Origin of the sequence: Pseudomonas sp. O230, assembly GCF_045447035.1 — a bacterium.
Classification (GTDB): Bacteria; Pseudomonadota; Gammaproteobacteria; order Pseudomonadales; family Pseudomonadaceae; genus Aquipseudomonas.
Genome location: NZ_JBJGXN010000011.1, coordinates 211,582 through 228,167 on the forward strand (window position 1 = coordinate 211,582; position 16,586 = coordinate 228,167).

The window sequence follows — 16,586 nt, forward strand, 5'->3', positions numbered from 1 at the left end:
ATTTTATCGCCGATACCGCCGACGGCAGGAGTCGTGGAGGAGCGCTCCACGGGAGAGCTTTGGGAAGGAGTCATGTAGGCCACCGATTATTTTTATGTGGTGTTTTGAGTCTTGGGTCACCGAGACCGCTGGTTGTGACCGGACTCAATGTGTAGTGGATGGTGGGCAGTGGACGAAAAATCGTCAATTCGCCAAAGGCCATTGTGTTCGATAATCGCACGCAAAACTAACTGGGTAGTACACTTTGAATTGCTGTGCAGGATCTTGCAGCCAATAATTCACGTCAAGAAAAACGCAGTCCCTTGTAGGAGCCGGCTTGCCGGCGATGGCGTCCGCGAAGTTGCCATCGCCGGCAAGCCGGGCTCCTACAAAAACGCGTGCTATGCCCACAACAAGACGGTCTCCACCACCGGGAGTCGAAACATGCAGCGTTCCATTGCCACCGTGTCCTTGAGCGGTACCCTGCCGGAAAAACTCGAAGCCATTGCCGCCGCCGGTTTCGACGGGGTGGAGATTTTCGAGAATGACCTGCTCTACTACGACGGCAGTCCTCGGGAAATTAAACAGATGTGCGCCGATCTCGGGATCGCCATCACGCTGTTTCAACCGTTCCGCGATTTCGAAGGCTGCCGCCGCGACCGTCTGCCGCGCAATCTGGAACGGGCCGAGCGCAAGTTCGACCTGATGCAGGAATTGGGCACTGACCTGGTGCTGGTGTGCAGTAATGCGTCCGCCGATTCCGTGGGGGATGAGCAAATCCTCGTCGATGACTTGCGCCTGCTGGCCGAACACGCCGGTGCGCGTGGCCTGCGAATCGGTTACGAAGCGTTGGCCTGGGGTCGCCACGTCAATACTTGGCAACAGGTGTGGAACATCGTTCGCCAGGCGGATCACCCGAGCCTCGGCGTGTTGCTGGACAGTTTTCACACGTTGTCGCTCAAGGGCGATCCGAGTGCCATCGCCGAAATTCCCGGCGATAAAATTTTCTTCGTGCAAATGGCCGACGCGCCGATCCTGGCCATGGACGTGCTGGAATGGAGCCGGCATTTTCGCTGCTTCCCGGGCCAGGGCGAATTCGATTTGCCGGGGTTCCTCGCACCGATTATCAAAAGTGGCTACACCGGGCCTTTGTCGCTGGAAATCTTCAACGACGGCTTCCGCGCCGCGCCGCCACGGGCCAACGCCGCCGACGGTTTGCGTTCGTTGCTGTACCTGGAAGAGAAAACCCGCGAACGGCTGGCGCAGGAAGCCAAACCAGCGGCCAATCCGGAGATTCTGTTCGAGACGCCGAAGGCCAGTGAATACAACGGTATCGAATTTCTTGAGTTCGCCGTGGACGAAAGCCTCGGCGCCAGGCTCTCTCATTGGCTGGAGCGGCTGGGCTTCGTCAAGGCCGGCCAACACCGCTCCAAAAGTGTGAGCCTGATGCGTCAGGGCGACATCAACCTGATCCTCAACTCCGAGCCCTACTCGTTTGCTCACAGCTTTTTCGAGGCTCATGGCCCGTCGCTGTGCGCCACTGCGGTGCGGGTCAACGACAGCGCCAGCGCACTGGCCCGGGCCGTGGCTTACAAAGGCCAGCCGTATCGCGGACTGGTCGGCCCCAATGAACTGGAGCTGGCCGCGGTGCGTGCGCCGGATGGCAGCCTGATTTATCTGGTGGACCAGGACGCCGACGTCTACGGCACGGACTTCAATCTGCAACCGACGGCAACGGCCAGCGGTGGCCTCAAGCGCATCGACCACATGGCCATGGCCTTGCCGGCTGACAGCCTCGACAGTTGGGTGCTGTTCTACAAGAGCCTGCTGGATTTTGAAGCCGACGACGAAGTGGTGCTGCCGGACCCCTACGGTCTGGTGAAGAGCCGGGCGCTGCGCAGCCGCGACAGTTCGATCCGCTTGCCGCTGAACATTTCCGAGAACCGTAACACCGCGATCTCACACGCGCTGTCGAGTTATCGCGGCTCCGGTGTGCATCACATTGCGTTTGACTGCGACGATATCTTTGCCGAAGTCAGTCGCGCCAAGGAGGCGGGTGTACCGCTGCTGGATATCCCGCTCAACTATTACGACGACCTGGCTGCGCGGTTCGATTTCGATGATGAGTTCCTCAGCGAACTGGCCTATTACAACGTGCTCTACGACCGTGATGCCCAGGGCGGTGAGCTGTTCCATGTCTACACCGAGCCCTTCGAAGGGCGGTTCTTCTTTGAAATCATCCAGCGCAAGAATGGTTATGCCGGTTACGGCGCGGCCAACGTGGCGGTGCGACTGGCGGCGATGGCCAAATCGCGCAGCGGTGCCATTCGTCAGGCCAAGTTGTAGGGATTTGGTAAACGCGAGGTTAAACCGCTGCCGCGCAGCTTCCTTCACTGTGCGGTGCGGCTCATAATCGCCAGCCTGTGCAGTGATGGCCGTGAGCCCGCAATGACAATAACCCCAGAACTCTCCGTAGCGCCCGACGAACCCATGGCCGAGCCGCGCAAGAGCCGCAAGAACAACCCGGAAAAGACCCGCGAGAACATTCTTCAAGAAGCCATTGTCGAGTTCGTCCAGCAGGGACTTTCCGGCGCTCGCGTCGATGCGATCGCCGAGCGCATCCACACCTCAAAACGCATGATCTATTACTACTTCGGCAGTAAGGAACAGCTCTACATCGAGGTGCTGGAGAAACTCTATGGCGATATTCGCAACACCGAGAACCGCCTGCACCTGGCCGAACTGGCGCCGGTGGCAGCGATTCGGCGGCTGGTGGAGTTCACCTTCGATCACCATGATCGCAATGTCGATTTCGTGCGCATCGTCTGCATCGAGAACATTCACAACGCCGAATTCGTGAAGCGTTCCGATGCGATCAAGGCGATGAACAACACCATTCTTGATTCACTGGGCGTGATATTGCGTCGCGGCGCTGAAGAGGGTGTGTTCCGGGCAGGGCTTGATCCGTTGGATGTGCATCTGCTGATCAGTTCGTTCTGCTTCTATCGCGTGTCGAACCGTCATACCTTCAGTGAGATTTTTCAGATCGACCTGCCGGACGAAAGCATCAAACAGCGTCATCGGGAGATGATTTGCGAGTCGGTTCTGCGATACCTGCAGGCGTGATGCTTTTTTGTAGGAGCCCGGCTTGCCGGCGATAGCGTTCTCAAGGGCACCATCGCCGGCGAGCTGGCTCCTACAGGTCTTCTACCTCAGCCATTCATGCTTTGAAAATGCGCCAGCATTCGCTGCACATCCGGCACCACGCCACTGAACAGCTCAAACGCCTTCACCGCCTGAAACACCGCCATGTTGCCGCCATCCAGTGTCCGGCAACCCAAGGCGCGGGCGTTGCGCAGCAGTTCGGTTTCCAGCGGGAAATAAACGATCTCCGCCACCCACAACTGTGGCCGCAGCAACTCCACCGGGACCGGCATGCCCGGCAGTTTTTTCATGCCCATGGGCGTGGTGTTTACCAGGCCGTCAGCCTGAGCCAGCGTGTTCGGCAAATCATGACCCGCCACGGCTCGGCCAGCGCCGAAATGCTGATTGAGATTGTCCGCCAGACTCTGCGCGCGACTGATTTCCATGTCGAAAATAGTCAGCCGCTGTACGCCTTCGCTCAATAGCGCGTGGGCCACCGCAGCACCCGCACCACCGGCGCCCATCTGGACCACACGCTCAGCGGCAACGCCCTGCAAGCCACGGCGAAAACCTTCGGCAAAACCCAGGCAATCGGTGTTGTGGCCGATGCGTTTACCGTCCTTCAACACCACCGTGTTCACCGCGCCGATGCCGCGGGCTTCCGGCGACAATTCGTCGAGCAACGGGATGATCGACTGCTTGCAGGGGAAGGTGATGTTCAGACCAGTGAAGTTCATGCGCTCGGCCGCCATCAACAGGTCGGGCAGGGCGTTGCTGTCGAGTTGCAACTGATCGAGGTCAATCAGGCGGTAGAGGTAACGCAAACCCTGGGCGTCGCCTTCATGTTCATGCAGGGCGGGCGTACGGGACGCCTGAATGCCGGCGCCGATCAGCCCGGCCAGTACCGCGTTGTTCTGAGTCACTGTGTTCACCCTTTCAAGCGCAGGCTGAAATGCTCCAGCGCCAGGCGATAGCCGTGGCTGCCGAAACCGGCCATTACTGCGGTGGCTATGGCTGAAACAAAGGAGTGGTGGCGGAAGGGTTCGCGAGCATGGACGTTGGACAGATGGACCTCGATCACCGGCAATTCGCTGGCGACCAGGGCATCACGAATGGCAACCGAGGTGTGGGTCCAGGCGGCGGGGTTGATGACGATCCCGGCGCAACGACCGCGGGCGGCGTGAATCCAGTCGAGCAGTTCGCCTTCATGGTTGGTCTGGCGAAACTCCACCGCCAGGCCGAACTTTTCGGCGGCCCGGCCGCACAACGCGGCGATATCCGCCAGGGTTTCGTGGCCGTAAGTCGCCGGCTCACGCGTGCCCAGCAGGTTCAGGTTCGGGCCGTTGAGCACCAGAACGATAGGGTTCATCAAGGTCTCTCCACTTATTGTTCTTGGCATCGGCTGATGCTTCAGCCTGTGGAGATAAATTGTACTAGATGGTTAATTTGGTCAATTAAAGAGGCGCCGCTACGGAGCTTTGTGTGCGGTGATCGGACGCTTTCGACTATTCAGCGTGGCAAACGCTCTACCAGAAAATCAATAAACGCTCGTAACCGCAGAGGCACATGGCGGCTTTGCGGGTAAAGGAGGGTGAATGGCCGAGAGCGCCCGCCGTAAGGTTTGAGGATTTCCACCAGCGAGCCATCGGCCAATTCCTTTTCGACGATGAAACGATAGGTCTGGAACAGGCCTGCCCCATGTTTGGCCAGGGTCACACCGCCCAGAACGTCGTCAGAACAACTGAGATCGCCCTCGGCGAGAATTTCGCGCTGCACACCATCGTCGTTGAACAGCCAGGCGATGCGCCGACCGCTGCTGGGCAAATCATACTGGATGCATTCGTGTTTTTTCAGGTCATCCAGGGTTTGCGGTAGGCCCGCGCGCTTCAGGTAATCGGGGCTGGCGATCATCACCAATTCTGCGTCCTCCAGTTGCCGGGCGATCAACCCGGAATCCGGAATCGCCCGCACGCGGATGGCCAGGTCATAGCCTTCACCGACGAAATCAATGTTGCGGTTGCTGATGTGCGACTCGACTTTCACCTGCGGGAAACGCTCCCGAAACGCCGGCAGCAACGGCAGGATCCGGTGATGGGCATACGTCGTCGGAATACTGATGCGCAACGTGCCGGAAGGCTCCTGCTGCTGGCCCATGACCTCGCGTTGCGCCTCGACCAGTTGCGCCAGCGCCTGGCGACATTCTTCGTAATAGCGGCGCCCGCTGTCGGTCAGTTTGACGCTGCGAGTGGTGCGCGCGAATAGCCGTACGCCCAGGCGTTCTTCCATGCGCGATACAGAACGGCTCACTGCTGCGGGGGTCACGCCGGCCACCAGCGCCGCAGCGGTAAAACTGCCTGCTTCGGCGGCGAGGCAAAACAGTTCGATGCTGCCGAGCTGAAGATCGTCGAATGTTCGCTGCATGATTGATTACACCGGGGATCAAATGAAGGGCTTGATGCAGTGTTTATCAAATTGCGGAAAGGATTGCTTACCATTTTTGCCCCGGATCGCCGCGCCCGATACGCGTGGGAACGCTAGCCTCAAGTTCGGTTGGCAAAGTGCACGCCTACCGGTTATCGGATTTTTAAAGGAATGTCGAGTCCTTGGGCTCATTAACCTAACGGATGGGTTAGCATGAAATTGTTCAGCTACAAAGGGCTTTCAGTGGTGATCATGCTCCGCGACGAGCATTGTCCACCGCACGCACATGTGGATGCCGGAAGCTGGAGCGCACGCTTCAAATTCAGTTTTTGGCACAACAGTGTAGAGCTGTGGGACGTGGTGCCTCATTCAAACCGGCCACCGGTGGCCGTGCTGGAAGGATTGCGTCACGCGCTCAGACAACCCGCGCACTTGCGTCGCGCCCGGAGCATCTGGTGGGAAAAGCTGCACACGGTCTGCCTCGACCATCAGATATGGGACTGGCAAACCGGCGAAGTCGTGGTGGCAAAAAGGATTTCCACTACGAGCAACATGATTTATTCGGCTTGCTATGAACCCGAGACGAACAAGACCCTGCTGTCGCTGATCGGTGTTTGGGAGGGCGTGGAGATCAAACTATGAAAACGATAGAAGCAAGCATACTGGCCGATCGGCCCGTCACCGAAGACGTGCTGGATGAAGCCATCCGTCGAGGGCAAGTGCGTCACAAAAGCGGTTTGCAAGCGACTGCCGTGTCCTTCGTGGAACCATGTCTGGCCGTCAGTTTCATTGATGGCAGTGGCGTGCTGCTGCCCGTGCAGCACTATCCCGAATTCGATGATTTCGAGGTCGAGGATTTCGCCGGGCTGACAGTCGGCTTTTCCGGAACGGCCCTCTGCCATGAGGGCAAGGATCTGCAAGTCTCCATCGCCGGCATGATCTCCGCGAGCAAGCCGCTGATGGACATGGCCGCCTCGGTCATCGCTTCTCGCAATGGGCGCCAAAGCAGCGCCGCCAAAGCCGAGGCTGCACGGGCTAATGGCCGCAAGGGCGGGCGTCCGCGCAAGCCAGAAGTCACCGAATGAACGCGCACAAAAAAGCCGTCGAACTGACGGCTGTTTTGTATCGGACGGCTGCAATCAACGGCGGGTCAACAACACTCCGGATTCCATGTGATGCGTCCATGGGAACTGGTCGAACATCGCGCATTGAGTAATGCGGTGGGTGTCGTGCAGTTGGGCGATGTTGGCCGCCAGGGTTTCCGGGTTGCAGGAGATGTACAGGATGTTGTCGAAGCGCCGGGTCAGTTCGCAGGTGTCCGGGTCCATGCCGGCGCGAGGCGGGTCGACGAAGACGCTGCCGAATTCGTAGCTCTTGAGGTCAATGCCTTGCAGGCGACGGAACGGGCGCACTTCATTCAGGGCTTCAGTCAGCTCTTCGGCGGACAGACGCACCAGCGTGACGTTATCCACCGCGTTTTCGCTGAGGTTGCTCAATGCCGCGTTGACTGAGGTCTTACTGATTTCGGTGGCCAACACTTTGCGCACGCGGGTAGCGAGCGGAAGCGTGAAGTTGCCGTTGCCGCAATACAGCTCCAGCAAATCGTCCGGACGATCACCAAGCGCGTCAAAAGCCCAGTTGAGCATCTTCTGGTTCACGGTGCCGTTGGGCTGGGTGAACGCGCCTTCCGGCTGACGGTAGCTGAACGTGCGGCCACCGACTTGCAGTTTTTCGACCACGTAATCGTGACCGATCACTTCGCGTTTGCCCTTGGAGCGGCCGATCACACTGACGTTAAGCTCGGCGGCGAGTTTTGATGCCGCCGCGTGCCAGTGTTCATCCAGTGGCCGGTGGTAGCACAGCGTGATCATTGCATCGCCGGCCAGGGTGGTCAGGAATTCCACCTGAAACAGCTTGTGACTCAGGGCCGCACTGGCTTTCCACGCGGCTTTCAGTTGCGGCATCAATTCGTTGATGCGCAGGCTGGCAATCGGGAACTCTTCGATCAGGATTGGCGTGCGTTTGTCTTCCTGGGAAAACATCGCGTAGTGGCGCTCGCCGCCTTCACGCCACAAGCGGAACTCGGCGCGCAGGCGGAAGTTTTTCAGCGGCGAATCGAACACGGCCGGCTCAGGTGCATTGAACGGGGCCAGCAGGTCGCGCAGGCGCGAGACCTTTTCTTCGAGCTGAGCGGTGTAAGCCTGGGAATCAAAAGTCATGCGTTGAACCAACCCAACTTGATCACGAACAGAATCGACAGAATCACCAGCGCCGGGTTCAGTTCACGGCCGCGACCGGACAGCAACTTGATCGCGGTCCAGGAGATGAAACCGAAGGCGATGCCGTTGGCGATGGAATAAGTGAACGGCATGGCCAGCGCAGTGACCACGACCGGTGCGGCAACGGTGATGTCGTCCCAGTCTATTTCGGCCAGGCCGGAAGTCATCAATACCGCGACGAACAGCAGGGCCGGTGCCGTGGCGTACGCCGGAATGCTGGCGGCCAGTGGCGAGAAGAACAACGCCAGCAGGAACAGGATCGCGACGACGATGGCGGTCAAGCCGGTGCGGCCACCGGCACTGACACCGGCAGCGGATTCGATGTAGCTGGTGGTGGTCGAGGTGCCCAGCAGCGAACCGGCCATGGCCGCGGTACTGTCGGCGATCAGGGCGCGGCCCATTTTCGGCATGTGGCCGTCCTTGCCCATCAGCCCGGCGCGCTTGGCGACGCCGATGAGGGTGCCGGAGTTGTCGAACAGGTCGACGAACAGGAAGGCGAAAATCACGCTGACCAGGCCGATGTCCAGTGCGCCCTTGATATCCAGTTGCAGGAAGGTTGGCGCCAGCGAGGGTGGCATCGACATCACACCGCCGAACGGGGTGAAGCCCATCAGGATCGAAACGATGGTCACCGCCAGGATGCCGATCAGCACCGCGCCGCGCACGGCGAGGGCTTCGAGGGCCACGATCAGGGCGAAACCGAGGGTGGCGAGGATCGGTGCTGGTTGTTTCAGGTCACCGAGGCCGACCATGGTTGCCGGATTGCTGACCACGATGCCGGCGTTGTGCAGGGCGATCAGCGCCAGGAACAGGCCGATACCGGCAGCAATCGCCGAACGCAGCGGCAGCGGAATACTGTTGATGATCCATTCACGGATGCGGAAGATCGACAGCAGGAAGAACAGCACCGCCGAGATGAACACCGCGCCCAGCGCCACTTGCCACGTGTGGCCCATGTGCAGAACCACGGTGTAAGTGAAGAAGGCATTCAGGCCCATGCCCGGCGCGAGGGCGATTGGGTAGTTGGCGATCAGGCCCATCACCGTGGAGCCGATGGCCGCGGCCAGGCAGGTCGCGACAAACACCGCGCCCTTGTCCATGCCGGTCTCGCCGAGGATGCTCGGGTTGACGAACAGAATGTAGGCCATGGCCAGGAAGGTCGTGACGCCCGCAAGAATCTCGGTCCGCACGTTGGTGTTGTGTGCCTTGAGTTGAAACAGCCTTTCCAGCATGTCTGCTCCCCGTGGCGCGCCCGGCGCCGTGAATGTATCGACCTCAACAGCAAAGCACAGACCGCTGCAGGCGCCTGGTAATTTTCTGTGGGTCGGAAAAAGCCGCGCATCATACCAGCCGCGTGGGGTTGTGGCTGCTTATGGTGGTGATCGTCGTCGATGTTTTGCGTTAAAGCCAAGTGCGCCATACTGCGCGCTGGCTTTGGGGGACATGGGGATTGCATGAAAAAGCGTCTGGTTACCGTATTCGCAATAGTGATTGGCTTGTTGCAGGGGGCACAAACCGCCTCGGCGGCGTCGGCAGCGCCGTTAAGTCAGGTCAAGGTGCTCAAGGTTGAGTCACCGGCCTGTGGGTTTGAAGACATTGGCGATGGGCAAGAGAAAACCCTTTGCGATCACAGCGGGCCGAACATCAAGATCTACGTGCTGGAAGTCGGCTACGGCCGCAAGGCGCAAGTCGGGCTCGACGGTTTTGACGTGAACGGCACCCGGACTCCGATTTGCGCCTTTGATAATGGCAACCTGACCGACTGCACCGTCGGTAGAAACACCGTCGGCTATCTGTATGTCTTCGATCTGGCCGGCAAGCAGGAAGGCACCTTCACCTTCAGCAACACGTCGATCAACGCGCCGGGCAACACGATGTCGACGCAGCTTTACATCAAGTAACGGCCCGCCCGAACGGGGAGCAGAAAAGCTGACTACGCTTTAACGATCATTCTGTGGACTGCGCCCATGACCTTTAGAGCCCTGATTACCCTCGCCGAGGGCATCGATGACCTGCAAGCCGTGACGCTGATCGATGTGCTGCGTCGCGCCAAGGTTGAAGTGGTGGTGGCCAGCATCGAGGGCCGGCGCATGCTCACTTGTGCCCGCGGCACCCGCGTGACGGCCGATGCGATGCTGGTGGATTTGCTGGCCCAGCCCTTCGACCTGATCGCACTGCCCGGCGGTGCAGTCGGTGCGCAGCATCTGGCGGCCCATCAACCGTTGCAACAATTGATCAAGGATCAGGCGGCGGCCGGACGTCTGTTCGCCGGCATCGCCGAAGCCCCGGCACTGGCACTGCAAGCCTTTGGCGTCCTGCGTCAGCGGCGCATGACTTGCCTGCCGAGTGCCAGCCATCAACTGTCGGGTTGCAACTTTGTCGATCAACCGGTGGTGGTCGATGGCAACTGCGTGACCGCTCAAGGTTCCGGGGGCGCACTCGCGTTTGCCCTGGCGCTGGTGGAACAACTCTGCGGCAAAGCTACGCGGGCGACGGTGGCGGGGGAGTTGGTGGTTTAGAGCATGTCAGGCGTGAACGGCAAGCGGTTTGATGATCGGTTGTTCCCGCTGCTCTGCTTGCCAAAGATCGTAGTCGGTCTGAACCCCTAACCACATACGCGCCTTGCCAATCCCGGCCCGCTCCAGACGGACCGCCAGGTCTGGACTGATCGGCGCATGGCCATGCAGCACCCGTGAAAGGTGCGGGCGTGCAAAGCCCAAATGTCGAGCCAGTTCCGTTACGCTGATGCCCAGTTCGGGCAATACATCCAATAAAAGTGTTTCGCCAGGGTGTGGCGGGTTGTGCAAGGGCATGTCCTGCCTCCTGTCAGTGGTAGTCCAGATAGTCGACCAGTTCGATATCCGAACCTGTAAAACGAAAAATAACCCGCCAGTTTCCCGAAACGCTCAGTGACCAGTATTCGGTCAGTTCGCCCGTGAGCGGGTGTAGTCGCCATCCCGGCAGGTCGAGGTCACCAGGCGCTACGGCTCGGTCCATGAATTGCAACATTCGCGACAGACGTTTCGCCTGGTCTGCCCGGATTCCACGCGTCGAGCCTGTTTCATAGAAGCCGCGAAGGCCTTTGTGCTGAAAGGATTTGATCATGGGGTGAGTGTAAGGCGTTACATTACACTCAGTGCACTATCTATGTATTGCACTTGGTCGGCAAAATTGTGCTCTAGCCCTGGTTCAAACCCTGGCTTCTTCCAGCGGCACATGCATACGATCACGGTTGGCCAACGTCGGGAAAAGCTTGATCCACACCCCGGTGACCACCAGCGTGCCGATGCCGCCCATGACCACCGCCGGCACGGTGCCGAACCAGTGAGCGGTGAGGCCGGATTCGAACTCGCCCAACTGGTTCGAGGCGCCGATGAACAGGCCATTGACGGCACTGACCCGACCACGCATTTCATCCGGGGTTTCCAGTTGTACGAAGGACGCGCGGATCACCATGCTGATCATGTCTGCCGCGCCCAGCACCACCAGTACGGCCAGGGAGAACCAGAACGAGGTCGACAGGCCAAACGCAATGGTCGCAACGCCGAACACGCCGACCGCCGTGAACATTACCCGACCGACCTGGCGATCCACGGAAAACCGCGCCAGCCACAGCGACATCAATAACGCACCGACTGCCGGCGCCGAACGCAACAGGCCCAGCCCCCATGGCCCGGTCAGCAGAATGTCCTTGGCGAACACCGGCAGCAACGCCGTCGCGCCGCCGAGCAACACTGCAAATAGGTCCAGAGAAATCGCCCCGAGAATATCCGGTCGGCTGCGAATGAAGCGGATCCCCGCCAGCAGCGAATCCAGGGTCGCCTTGCCTTTGTTCAGCGGGGTTTGCCGGGCGGGCAGGTTGAGCATCAGCAGGCAGGCGATCACGTAGAGAATCACCGTCGGGCCGTAGACCCAGGCGCTGCCAAAGGCATACAACAAGCCGCCGAGCGCCGGCGCGACGATGGTCGCCGATTGTTGGGCTGACTGCGCGGCGGCGACGGCGCGGGGGAACAGCGCGGAGGGAACGATACTCGGCAGCAGCGCCTGGGTGGTCGGCATCTCGAAGGAGCGCGCGGCGCCGAGCAGAAACGCGAGGATGAAGATCATTTCCCGGGTGACATGGCCGGTGGCGCCGCCAATCGCCAGGGTCAAGGCAATCAATGCTTGCAGCGACTGACAGATTGCCGCGACTTTGCGCCGGTCATAGCGGTCGGCGACATGCCCGGTGTGCAGCATGAACAGCACGCGCGGCGCAAATTCCACCAGACCGACCAGGCCCAGGTCCAGCACGTTGCCGGTCAGTTGATAGAGGTTCCAGCCGATGGCCACGGTGAGCATTTGAAAGCCGCTGGCGGTAAACACCCGAGCCAGCCAGAACGCGATGAAAGGGCGATGATGACGTAACAGCAAGGGCGCTTGGCTGGGCATCGGCGGCAGATCTTGAGCGTGGGGAGGGCCGAGATTATCACCAACCTGTAACCAGAAGTTGCTGGGGCGGGAAATTTAGTTAGCTAGACACCGATCCCGAAATCGCGCAAATCCCCCCGTGCGAGCTGGGAAATGTGTTGCGAGTGGTTGCCAGGCCTATGAGGCAACCTGTCACGCGGCAAAAGACCACACCGTCCATCGACAGAAACCGGACTACTCTTTTACCCATGCTTGATCCAGATCAAAACCTTTACGGAATTGATCCGGTGGCCAGATGGCCAGACTCCCTGCGTGTGATGTTTGTAAAAAGAAGAACGAATTGAAATTCGCCACACTCCATATCCGTGGGGGCCGTGGGTGTAGGCCGCAAGCCTTCAGCCGGTATTACCTGACAGAGGAAGACTTATGTTCGGTTTGGAGGCGCTTGATCTCGCCCGAATTCAGTTCGCGTTCACCATCTCGTTCCACATCCTGTTTCCGGCCATCACCATTGGTCTGGCGAGTTACCTGGCGGTGCTCGAAGGCCTGTGGCTGAAAACCAACAACGATACTTACCGCGACCTGTACCACTTCTGGTCGAAAATCTTTGCCGTCAACTTCGGCATGGGTGTGGTGTCGGGGCTGGTAATGGCCTATCAGTTCGGCACCAACTGGAGCCGTTTCTCGGACTTCGCCGGTTCCGTCACCGGGCCGTTGCTGACGTACGAAGTACTGACCGCGTTCTTCCTCGAAGCCGGCTTCCTTGGGGTCATGCTGTTCGGCTGGAACAAGGTCGGACGCAATCTGCACTTCTTCGCCACGGTCATGGTCGCTATCGGCACGCTGATCTCGACCTTCTGGATTCTCGCCTCCAACAGCTGGATGCAGACCCCGCAAGGCTTCGAAATCATCAACGGCCAGGTCATTCCAACCGACTGGCTGGCGGTGATCTTCAACCCGTCGTTCCCGTACCGCCTGATGCACATGGCGACGGCCGCGTTTGTCGCCACCGCATTCTTCGTCGGTTCCTCGGCGGCCTGGCATCTGCTGCGCGGCAAGGACAACCCGGCGATCCGCACCATGCTCTCGATGGCCATGTGGATGGCCCTGATCGTTGCCCCGATTCAGGCGGTCATCGGTGACTTCCACGGTCTCAATACGTTGAAGCATCAACCGGCGAAAATCGCCGCGATCGAAGGGCACTGGGAAAACCACGGTGATGAACCGACCCCGCTGATCCTGTTCGGCTGGCCGGACATGAAAGCCGAGAAGACCAAATTTGCTGTCGAGATTCCGTACCTTGGCAGCCTGATCCTCACGCATTCCCTGGACAAACAGGTGCCGGCGCTCAAGGATTTCCCGCCTGAAGATCGGCCGAATTCGACCATCGTGTTCTGGTCGTTCCGGATCATGGTCGGCCTGGGCATGCTGATGATCTTTACCGGTCTGTGGAGCCTGTGGCTACGTAAAAGCGACAAGTTGTATACCTCGCGACCATTCCTGTACCTGGCGTTGTGGATGGGCCCGTCCGGCCTGATCGCGATCCTTGCCGGTTGGTTTACCACTGAAATCGGCCGCCAGCCGTGGGTGGTTTACGGTTTGATGCGCACGGCAGATGCATCGTCCAATCACAGCTTCGTGCAGATGAGCATCACGCTGATCCTGTTCGTCGTGGTCTATTTCGCGCTGTTCGGTGCCGGTCTGGGCTACATGATGCGCCTGGTGCGCAAAGGGCCGAAGATCGACGAAGGCAAGGAAACCAACGACGGTGGTCCTGGCCAGAAACGCACGCCCGCTCGTCCGCTGTCGGCGGCTGACGATGATGGCGCCGAAAGTGACCACAGCCCCAGCCTGACCAAGGAGATTTGAGTCATGGGTATTGATCTTCCGCTGATCTGGGCCGTGATCATCATCTTCGGCATCATGATGTACGTGGTCATGGACGGCTTTGACCTGGGCATCGGGATTCTCTTCCCGTTCATCCCGGGCAAGACCGACCGTGACGTGATGATGAACACTGTCGCGCCAGTCTGGGACGGCAACGAAACCTGGCTGGTGCTCGGCGGCGCGGCGCTGTTTGGCGCCTTCCCGCTGGCCTATTCGGTGGTGCTCTCGGCGCTGTACCTGCCGCTGATTTTCATGCTGATCGGGCTGATCTTTCGTGGCGTGGCGTTCGAGTTCCGCTTCAAGGCCAAGGATGACAAGCGTCATCTGTGGGACAAGGCGTTCATCGGTGGCTCGCTCGCCGCGACTTTCTTCCAGGGCGTCGCGTTGGGGGCGTTCATCGATGGGCTGCCGGTGGTCAACCGTCAGTTCGCCGGCGGGTCACTGGACTGGCTGACACCGTTCACGATGTTCTGCGGCGTGGCGTTGGTCGTGGCTTATGCGCTGCTCGGTTGCACCTGGCTGATCATGAAAACCGAGGGCAAGTTGCAGGAGCAGATGCACAACCTGGCGCGGCCATTGGCCTTTGTGGTGCTGGCGGTGATTGGTATCGTCAGCATCTGGACGCCGTTGGCCCACGCGGAAATCGCTGCGCGCTGGTTCACGTTGCCGAATCTGTTCTGGTTCCTGCCGGTGCCGATTCTGGTGCTGGTGACCATGTACGGCTTGATCCGCGCCGTGGCGCGCAATGCGCACTACACGCCGTTCCTGCTGACCCTGGTGCTGATCTTTCTCGGCTACAGCGGTCTGGGCATCAGCCTGTGGCCGAACATCGTGCCGCCGTCGATCTCGATCTGGGACGCCGCCGCACCGCCGCAGAGTCAGGGCTTCATGTTGGTCGGCACCTTGTTCATCATCCCGTTCATCCTGGGTTACACCTTCTGGAGCTACTACGTGTTCCGCGGCAAGGTCACCCATGAAGATGGCTATCACTAGCGCACACGACAATGGCGCACGGCTGAGACCTGCGCCATTTCAGAGGAGATCACGATGATGGCTGGCAAACATTCCTTGCAGGAAATCGAAGCGGCAGAGAAAAAACCGCTGTGGCAGCGACTTGGCTGGCTGGCGATGATCTGGACCGGCAGCGTCGTGGCGCTGTTCATCGTCGCGAGCCTGATGCGCATGTTCATGAATGCCGCAGGCCTGTCGACTCACTGATTCTTTGCGCCTGATCCCATCCCGCTGCCTTGCGGCACGGATTGACAGCCCTCCGGTCCTGGAGGGCTTTTTTTTGCCCGGGATTATTTTCGGGCTTTGAGGATCACGAACTTCGGTGTGGCCGCCACTTGTTCGACGCCGCGGAACAACCGCGCCAGTTTGCTGTGATAACCCAGATGACGATTGCCGACGATGTACAGCGCACCGCCCACCACCAGCGCTTCTCGCGCTTGCTGGAACATCCGCCAGGCGAGGAAGTCGCCCACGACTTGTTGCTGGTGAAACGGTGGGTTGCACAGCACCACGTCCAGCGACTGCGGTTCCTGGCCGGCCAAACCATCCCCGGCGCGCACGATCACGTCGCGTTCACCCAGCGCCGCGTGCCAGTTTTCGGTGGCCGATTGCACGGCCATGAAGGATTCGTCCACCAGCGTGTAGTGTGCCTGCGGGTTTTGCAGAGCACTGGCAATGGCCAAAACACCGTTACCACAACCGAGATCAGCGACCCGTGCCGCGCCAAGATTTGTCGGCAAGTGCGGCAGAAAGGCTCGCGTACCGATATCCAGCCCTTCGCGGCAGAACACATTGGCGTGGTTGAGCAATTCAATCGCCGGCGTATCGAGCCGATAGCGGGTTGGGTAGGGCGATGTCGCGAGGGCTTTGGCCTCAACGGTGGCCATCAGCAGTCGAGCCTTTTTCACGGCCAACGAGGCTTGAACCGGACCGACATAGCGCTCCAGTAAATCCCCGGCGGCGCGTGGCAGATGCTTGATCATGGCGCCGGCAATCACTTGGGCGCCGGGTGCCAATTGGCTTTGCAGACGGATCAGTTGCTCTTCCAGCAAGGCCAGGGTTTTCGGCACGCGGATCAGGACCCGATCAAACGGACCGGCCAACGCTTCACTGGCGGGCACGCTCGGTACGGCATCGAATGCCCGGTCGTTACGGATCAGGTTTTTTTCCAGGCCCTGAAAGGCCAGGAACGAGTCGCCGCTGCTGGTCACCTGAACCTTGCCCGAGAGGCTGGCGGCCAATGCGCCAAAGCTGTCGTTGAGCACCAACACTCGAGTGTTCGCGCTCGGTTGCTGGTCGGCCAGGTGATTGAGCAGGTATTCGTCGGCGGCATCAAACGCTTGCAGCGGCTCGTTCTGCTGTTCTGGCTGGCGGATCAGGTCGAGGCGGGCGAACGGTGTTTCGAGCAAAGGCATGGGGTGGGGCTCTGGGTAATCAACGGGGATCCCGCGGCCCAGG

Annotated in this window: 18 protein-coding genes; 9 read left to right on the plus strand and 9 right to left on the minus strand. The window is 59.8% G+C overall.

Going from position 1 to position 16,586, the window contains the following annotated elements:
• The first annotated feature begins 423 nt into the window (after positions 1-423).
• Positions 424-2,325, plus strand: coding sequence for a 3-dehydroshikimate dehydratase QuiC (quiC, locus tag ACI77H_RS24355; RefSeq protein WP_407014193.1), 1,902 nt, complete (start codon positions 424-426; stop codon positions 2,323-2,325).
• 102 nt (positions 2,326-2,427) lie between these two features.
• Positions 2,428-3,105 carry a TetR/AcrR family transcriptional regulator gene (locus ACI77H_RS24360; RefSeq protein WP_407014194.1) on the plus strand — a complete coding sequence of 226 codons (678 nt, stop codon included), beginning with the start codon at positions 2,428-2,430 and terminating at the stop codon, positions 3,103-3,105.
• Between the two features lie 86 nt (positions 3,106-3,191).
• Here the strand turns inward: ACI77H_RS24360 and ACI77H_RS24365 are convergent, their stop codons facing one another.
• The 3 genes from ACI77H_RS24365 to ACI77H_RS24375 form a co-directional block, all read right to left on the minus strand.
• Positions 3,192-4,046 (minus strand): shikimate dehydrogenase, encoded by an 855-nt coding sequence (locus tag ACI77H_RS24365; protein WP_407014195.1) that lies wholly within the window; start codon positions 4,044-4,046, stop codon positions 3,192-3,194.
• 5 nt (positions 4,047-4,051) lie between these two features.
• Positions 4,052-4,492, minus strand: coding sequence for a type II 3-dehydroquinate dehydratase (gene aroQ, locus ACI77H_RS24370; RefSeq protein ID WP_407014196.1), 441 nt, complete (start codon positions 4,490-4,492; stop codon positions 4,052-4,054).
• A gap of 140 nt (positions 4,493-4,632) precedes the next feature.
• Positions 4,633-5,544 (minus strand): LysR family transcriptional regulator, encoded by a 912-nt coding sequence (locus ACI77H_RS24375; protein ID WP_407014197.1) that lies wholly within the window; start codon positions 5,542-5,544, stop codon positions 4,633-4,635.
• A 213-nt stretch (positions 5,545-5,757) separates the two neighbouring features.
• Between ACI77H_RS24375 and ACI77H_RS24380 the strand changes: the two genes are divergently transcribed.
• Positions 5,758-6,186, plus strand: coding sequence for a DUF4160 domain-containing protein (locus tag ACI77H_RS24380; protein WP_407014198.1), 429 nt, complete (start codon positions 5,758-5,760; stop codon positions 6,184-6,186).
• Positions 6,183-6,629, plus strand: coding sequence for a DUF2442 domain-containing protein (locus tag ACI77H_RS24385; RefSeq protein ID WP_407014199.1), 447 nt, complete (start codon positions 6,183-6,185; stop codon positions 6,627-6,629). The genes ACI77H_RS24380 and ACI77H_RS24385 overlap by 4 nt, the downstream gene beginning before the upstream one ends.
• Positions 6,630-6,683: 54 nt before the next feature.
• Here ACI77H_RS24385 and trmA read toward each other — a convergent pair whose 3' ends face one another.
• Both trmA and ACI77H_RS24395 read right to left on the minus strand, forming a co-directional pair.
• A complete protein-coding gene (gene trmA, locus ACI77H_RS24390) occupies positions 6,684-7,763 on the minus strand; it encodes a tRNA (uridine(54)-C5)-methyltransferase TrmA (RefSeq protein WP_407014200.1) in 1,080 nt (359 codons plus the stop codon).
• Entirely contained in the window at positions 7,760-9,055 is a 1,296-nt protein-coding gene (locus tag ACI77H_RS24395; RefSeq protein ID WP_407014201.1) for an NCS2 family permease, read from the minus strand. Before ACI77H_RS24395 ends, trmA begins: the two co-directional genes overlap by 4 nt.
• A gap of 222 nt (positions 9,056-9,277) precedes the next feature.
• Between ACI77H_RS24395 and ACI77H_RS24400 the strand changes: the two genes are divergently transcribed.
• A complete protein-coding gene (locus ACI77H_RS24400) occupies positions 9,278-9,724 on the plus strand; it encodes a DUF4879 domain-containing protein (RefSeq protein WP_407014202.1) in 447 nt (148 codons plus the stop codon).
• A gap of 66 nt (positions 9,725-9,790) precedes the next feature.
• Entirely contained in the window at positions 9,791-10,342 is a 552-nt protein-coding gene (locus ACI77H_RS24405) for a DJ-1 family glyoxalase III (RefSeq protein ID WP_407014203.1), read from the plus strand.
• A gap of 6 nt (positions 10,343-10,348) precedes the next feature.
• Here the strand turns inward: ACI77H_RS24405 and ACI77H_RS24410 are convergent, their stop codons facing one another.
• From ACI77H_RS24410 to ACI77H_RS24420, 3 genes are all read right to left on the minus strand, one after another.
• The gene (locus tag ACI77H_RS24410) at positions 10,349-10,636 is read right to left on the minus strand and encodes a HigA family addiction module antitoxin (RefSeq protein WP_407014204.1); all 288 of its coding nucleotides are present in this window, start codon (positions 10,634-10,636) and stop codon (positions 10,349-10,351) included.
• A 13-nt stretch (positions 10,637-10,649) separates the two neighbouring features.
• The gene (locus ACI77H_RS24415; RefSeq protein ID WP_407014205.1) at positions 10,650-10,928 is read right to left on the minus strand and encodes a type II toxin-antitoxin system RelE/ParE family toxin; all 279 of its coding nucleotides are present in this window, start codon (positions 10,926-10,928) and stop codon (positions 10,650-10,652) included.
• Positions 10,929-11,012: 84 nt separating this feature from the next.
• Positions 11,013-12,251, minus strand: a complete 1,239-nt coding sequence (locus ACI77H_RS24420) for an MFS transporter (RefSeq protein WP_407014206.1) — start codon at positions 12,249-12,251, stop codon at positions 11,013-11,015.
• A gap of 405 nt (positions 12,252-12,656) precedes the next feature.
• Here ACI77H_RS24420 and ACI77H_RS24425 point away from each other — a divergent pair, with 405 nt between their 5' ends.
• From ACI77H_RS24425 to ACI77H_RS24435, 3 genes are read left to right on the plus strand one after another with little or no spacing between them, the layout of a single operon-like run.
• A complete protein-coding gene (locus ACI77H_RS24425) occupies positions 12,657-14,099 on the plus strand; it encodes a cytochrome ubiquinol oxidase subunit I (protein ID WP_407014207.1) in 1,443 nt (480 codons plus the stop codon).
• 3 nt (positions 14,100-14,102) lie between these two features.
• On the plus strand, positions 14,103-15,110 hold the full coding sequence (gene cydB, locus ACI77H_RS24430) for a cytochrome d ubiquinol oxidase subunit II (protein ID WP_407014208.1): 1,008 nt from the start codon (positions 14,103-14,105) through the stop codon (positions 15,108-15,110).
• Between the two features lie 57 nt (positions 15,111-15,167).
• The gene (locus ACI77H_RS24435; protein ID WP_064680606.1) at positions 15,168-15,335 is read left to right on the plus strand and encodes a DUF2474 domain-containing protein; all 168 of its coding nucleotides are present in this window, start codon (positions 15,168-15,170) and stop codon (positions 15,333-15,335) included.
• Positions 15,336-15,418: 83 nt separating this feature from the next.
• Here ACI77H_RS24435 and ACI77H_RS24440 read toward each other — a convergent pair whose 3' ends face one another.
• Positions 15,419-16,543 carry a methyltransferase gene (locus ACI77H_RS24440; RefSeq protein ID WP_407014209.1) on the minus strand — a complete coding sequence of 375 codons (1,125 nt, stop codon included), beginning with the start codon at positions 16,541-16,543 and terminating at the stop codon, positions 15,419-15,421.
• Between the last annotated feature and the right edge of the window lie 43 nt (positions 16,544-16,586).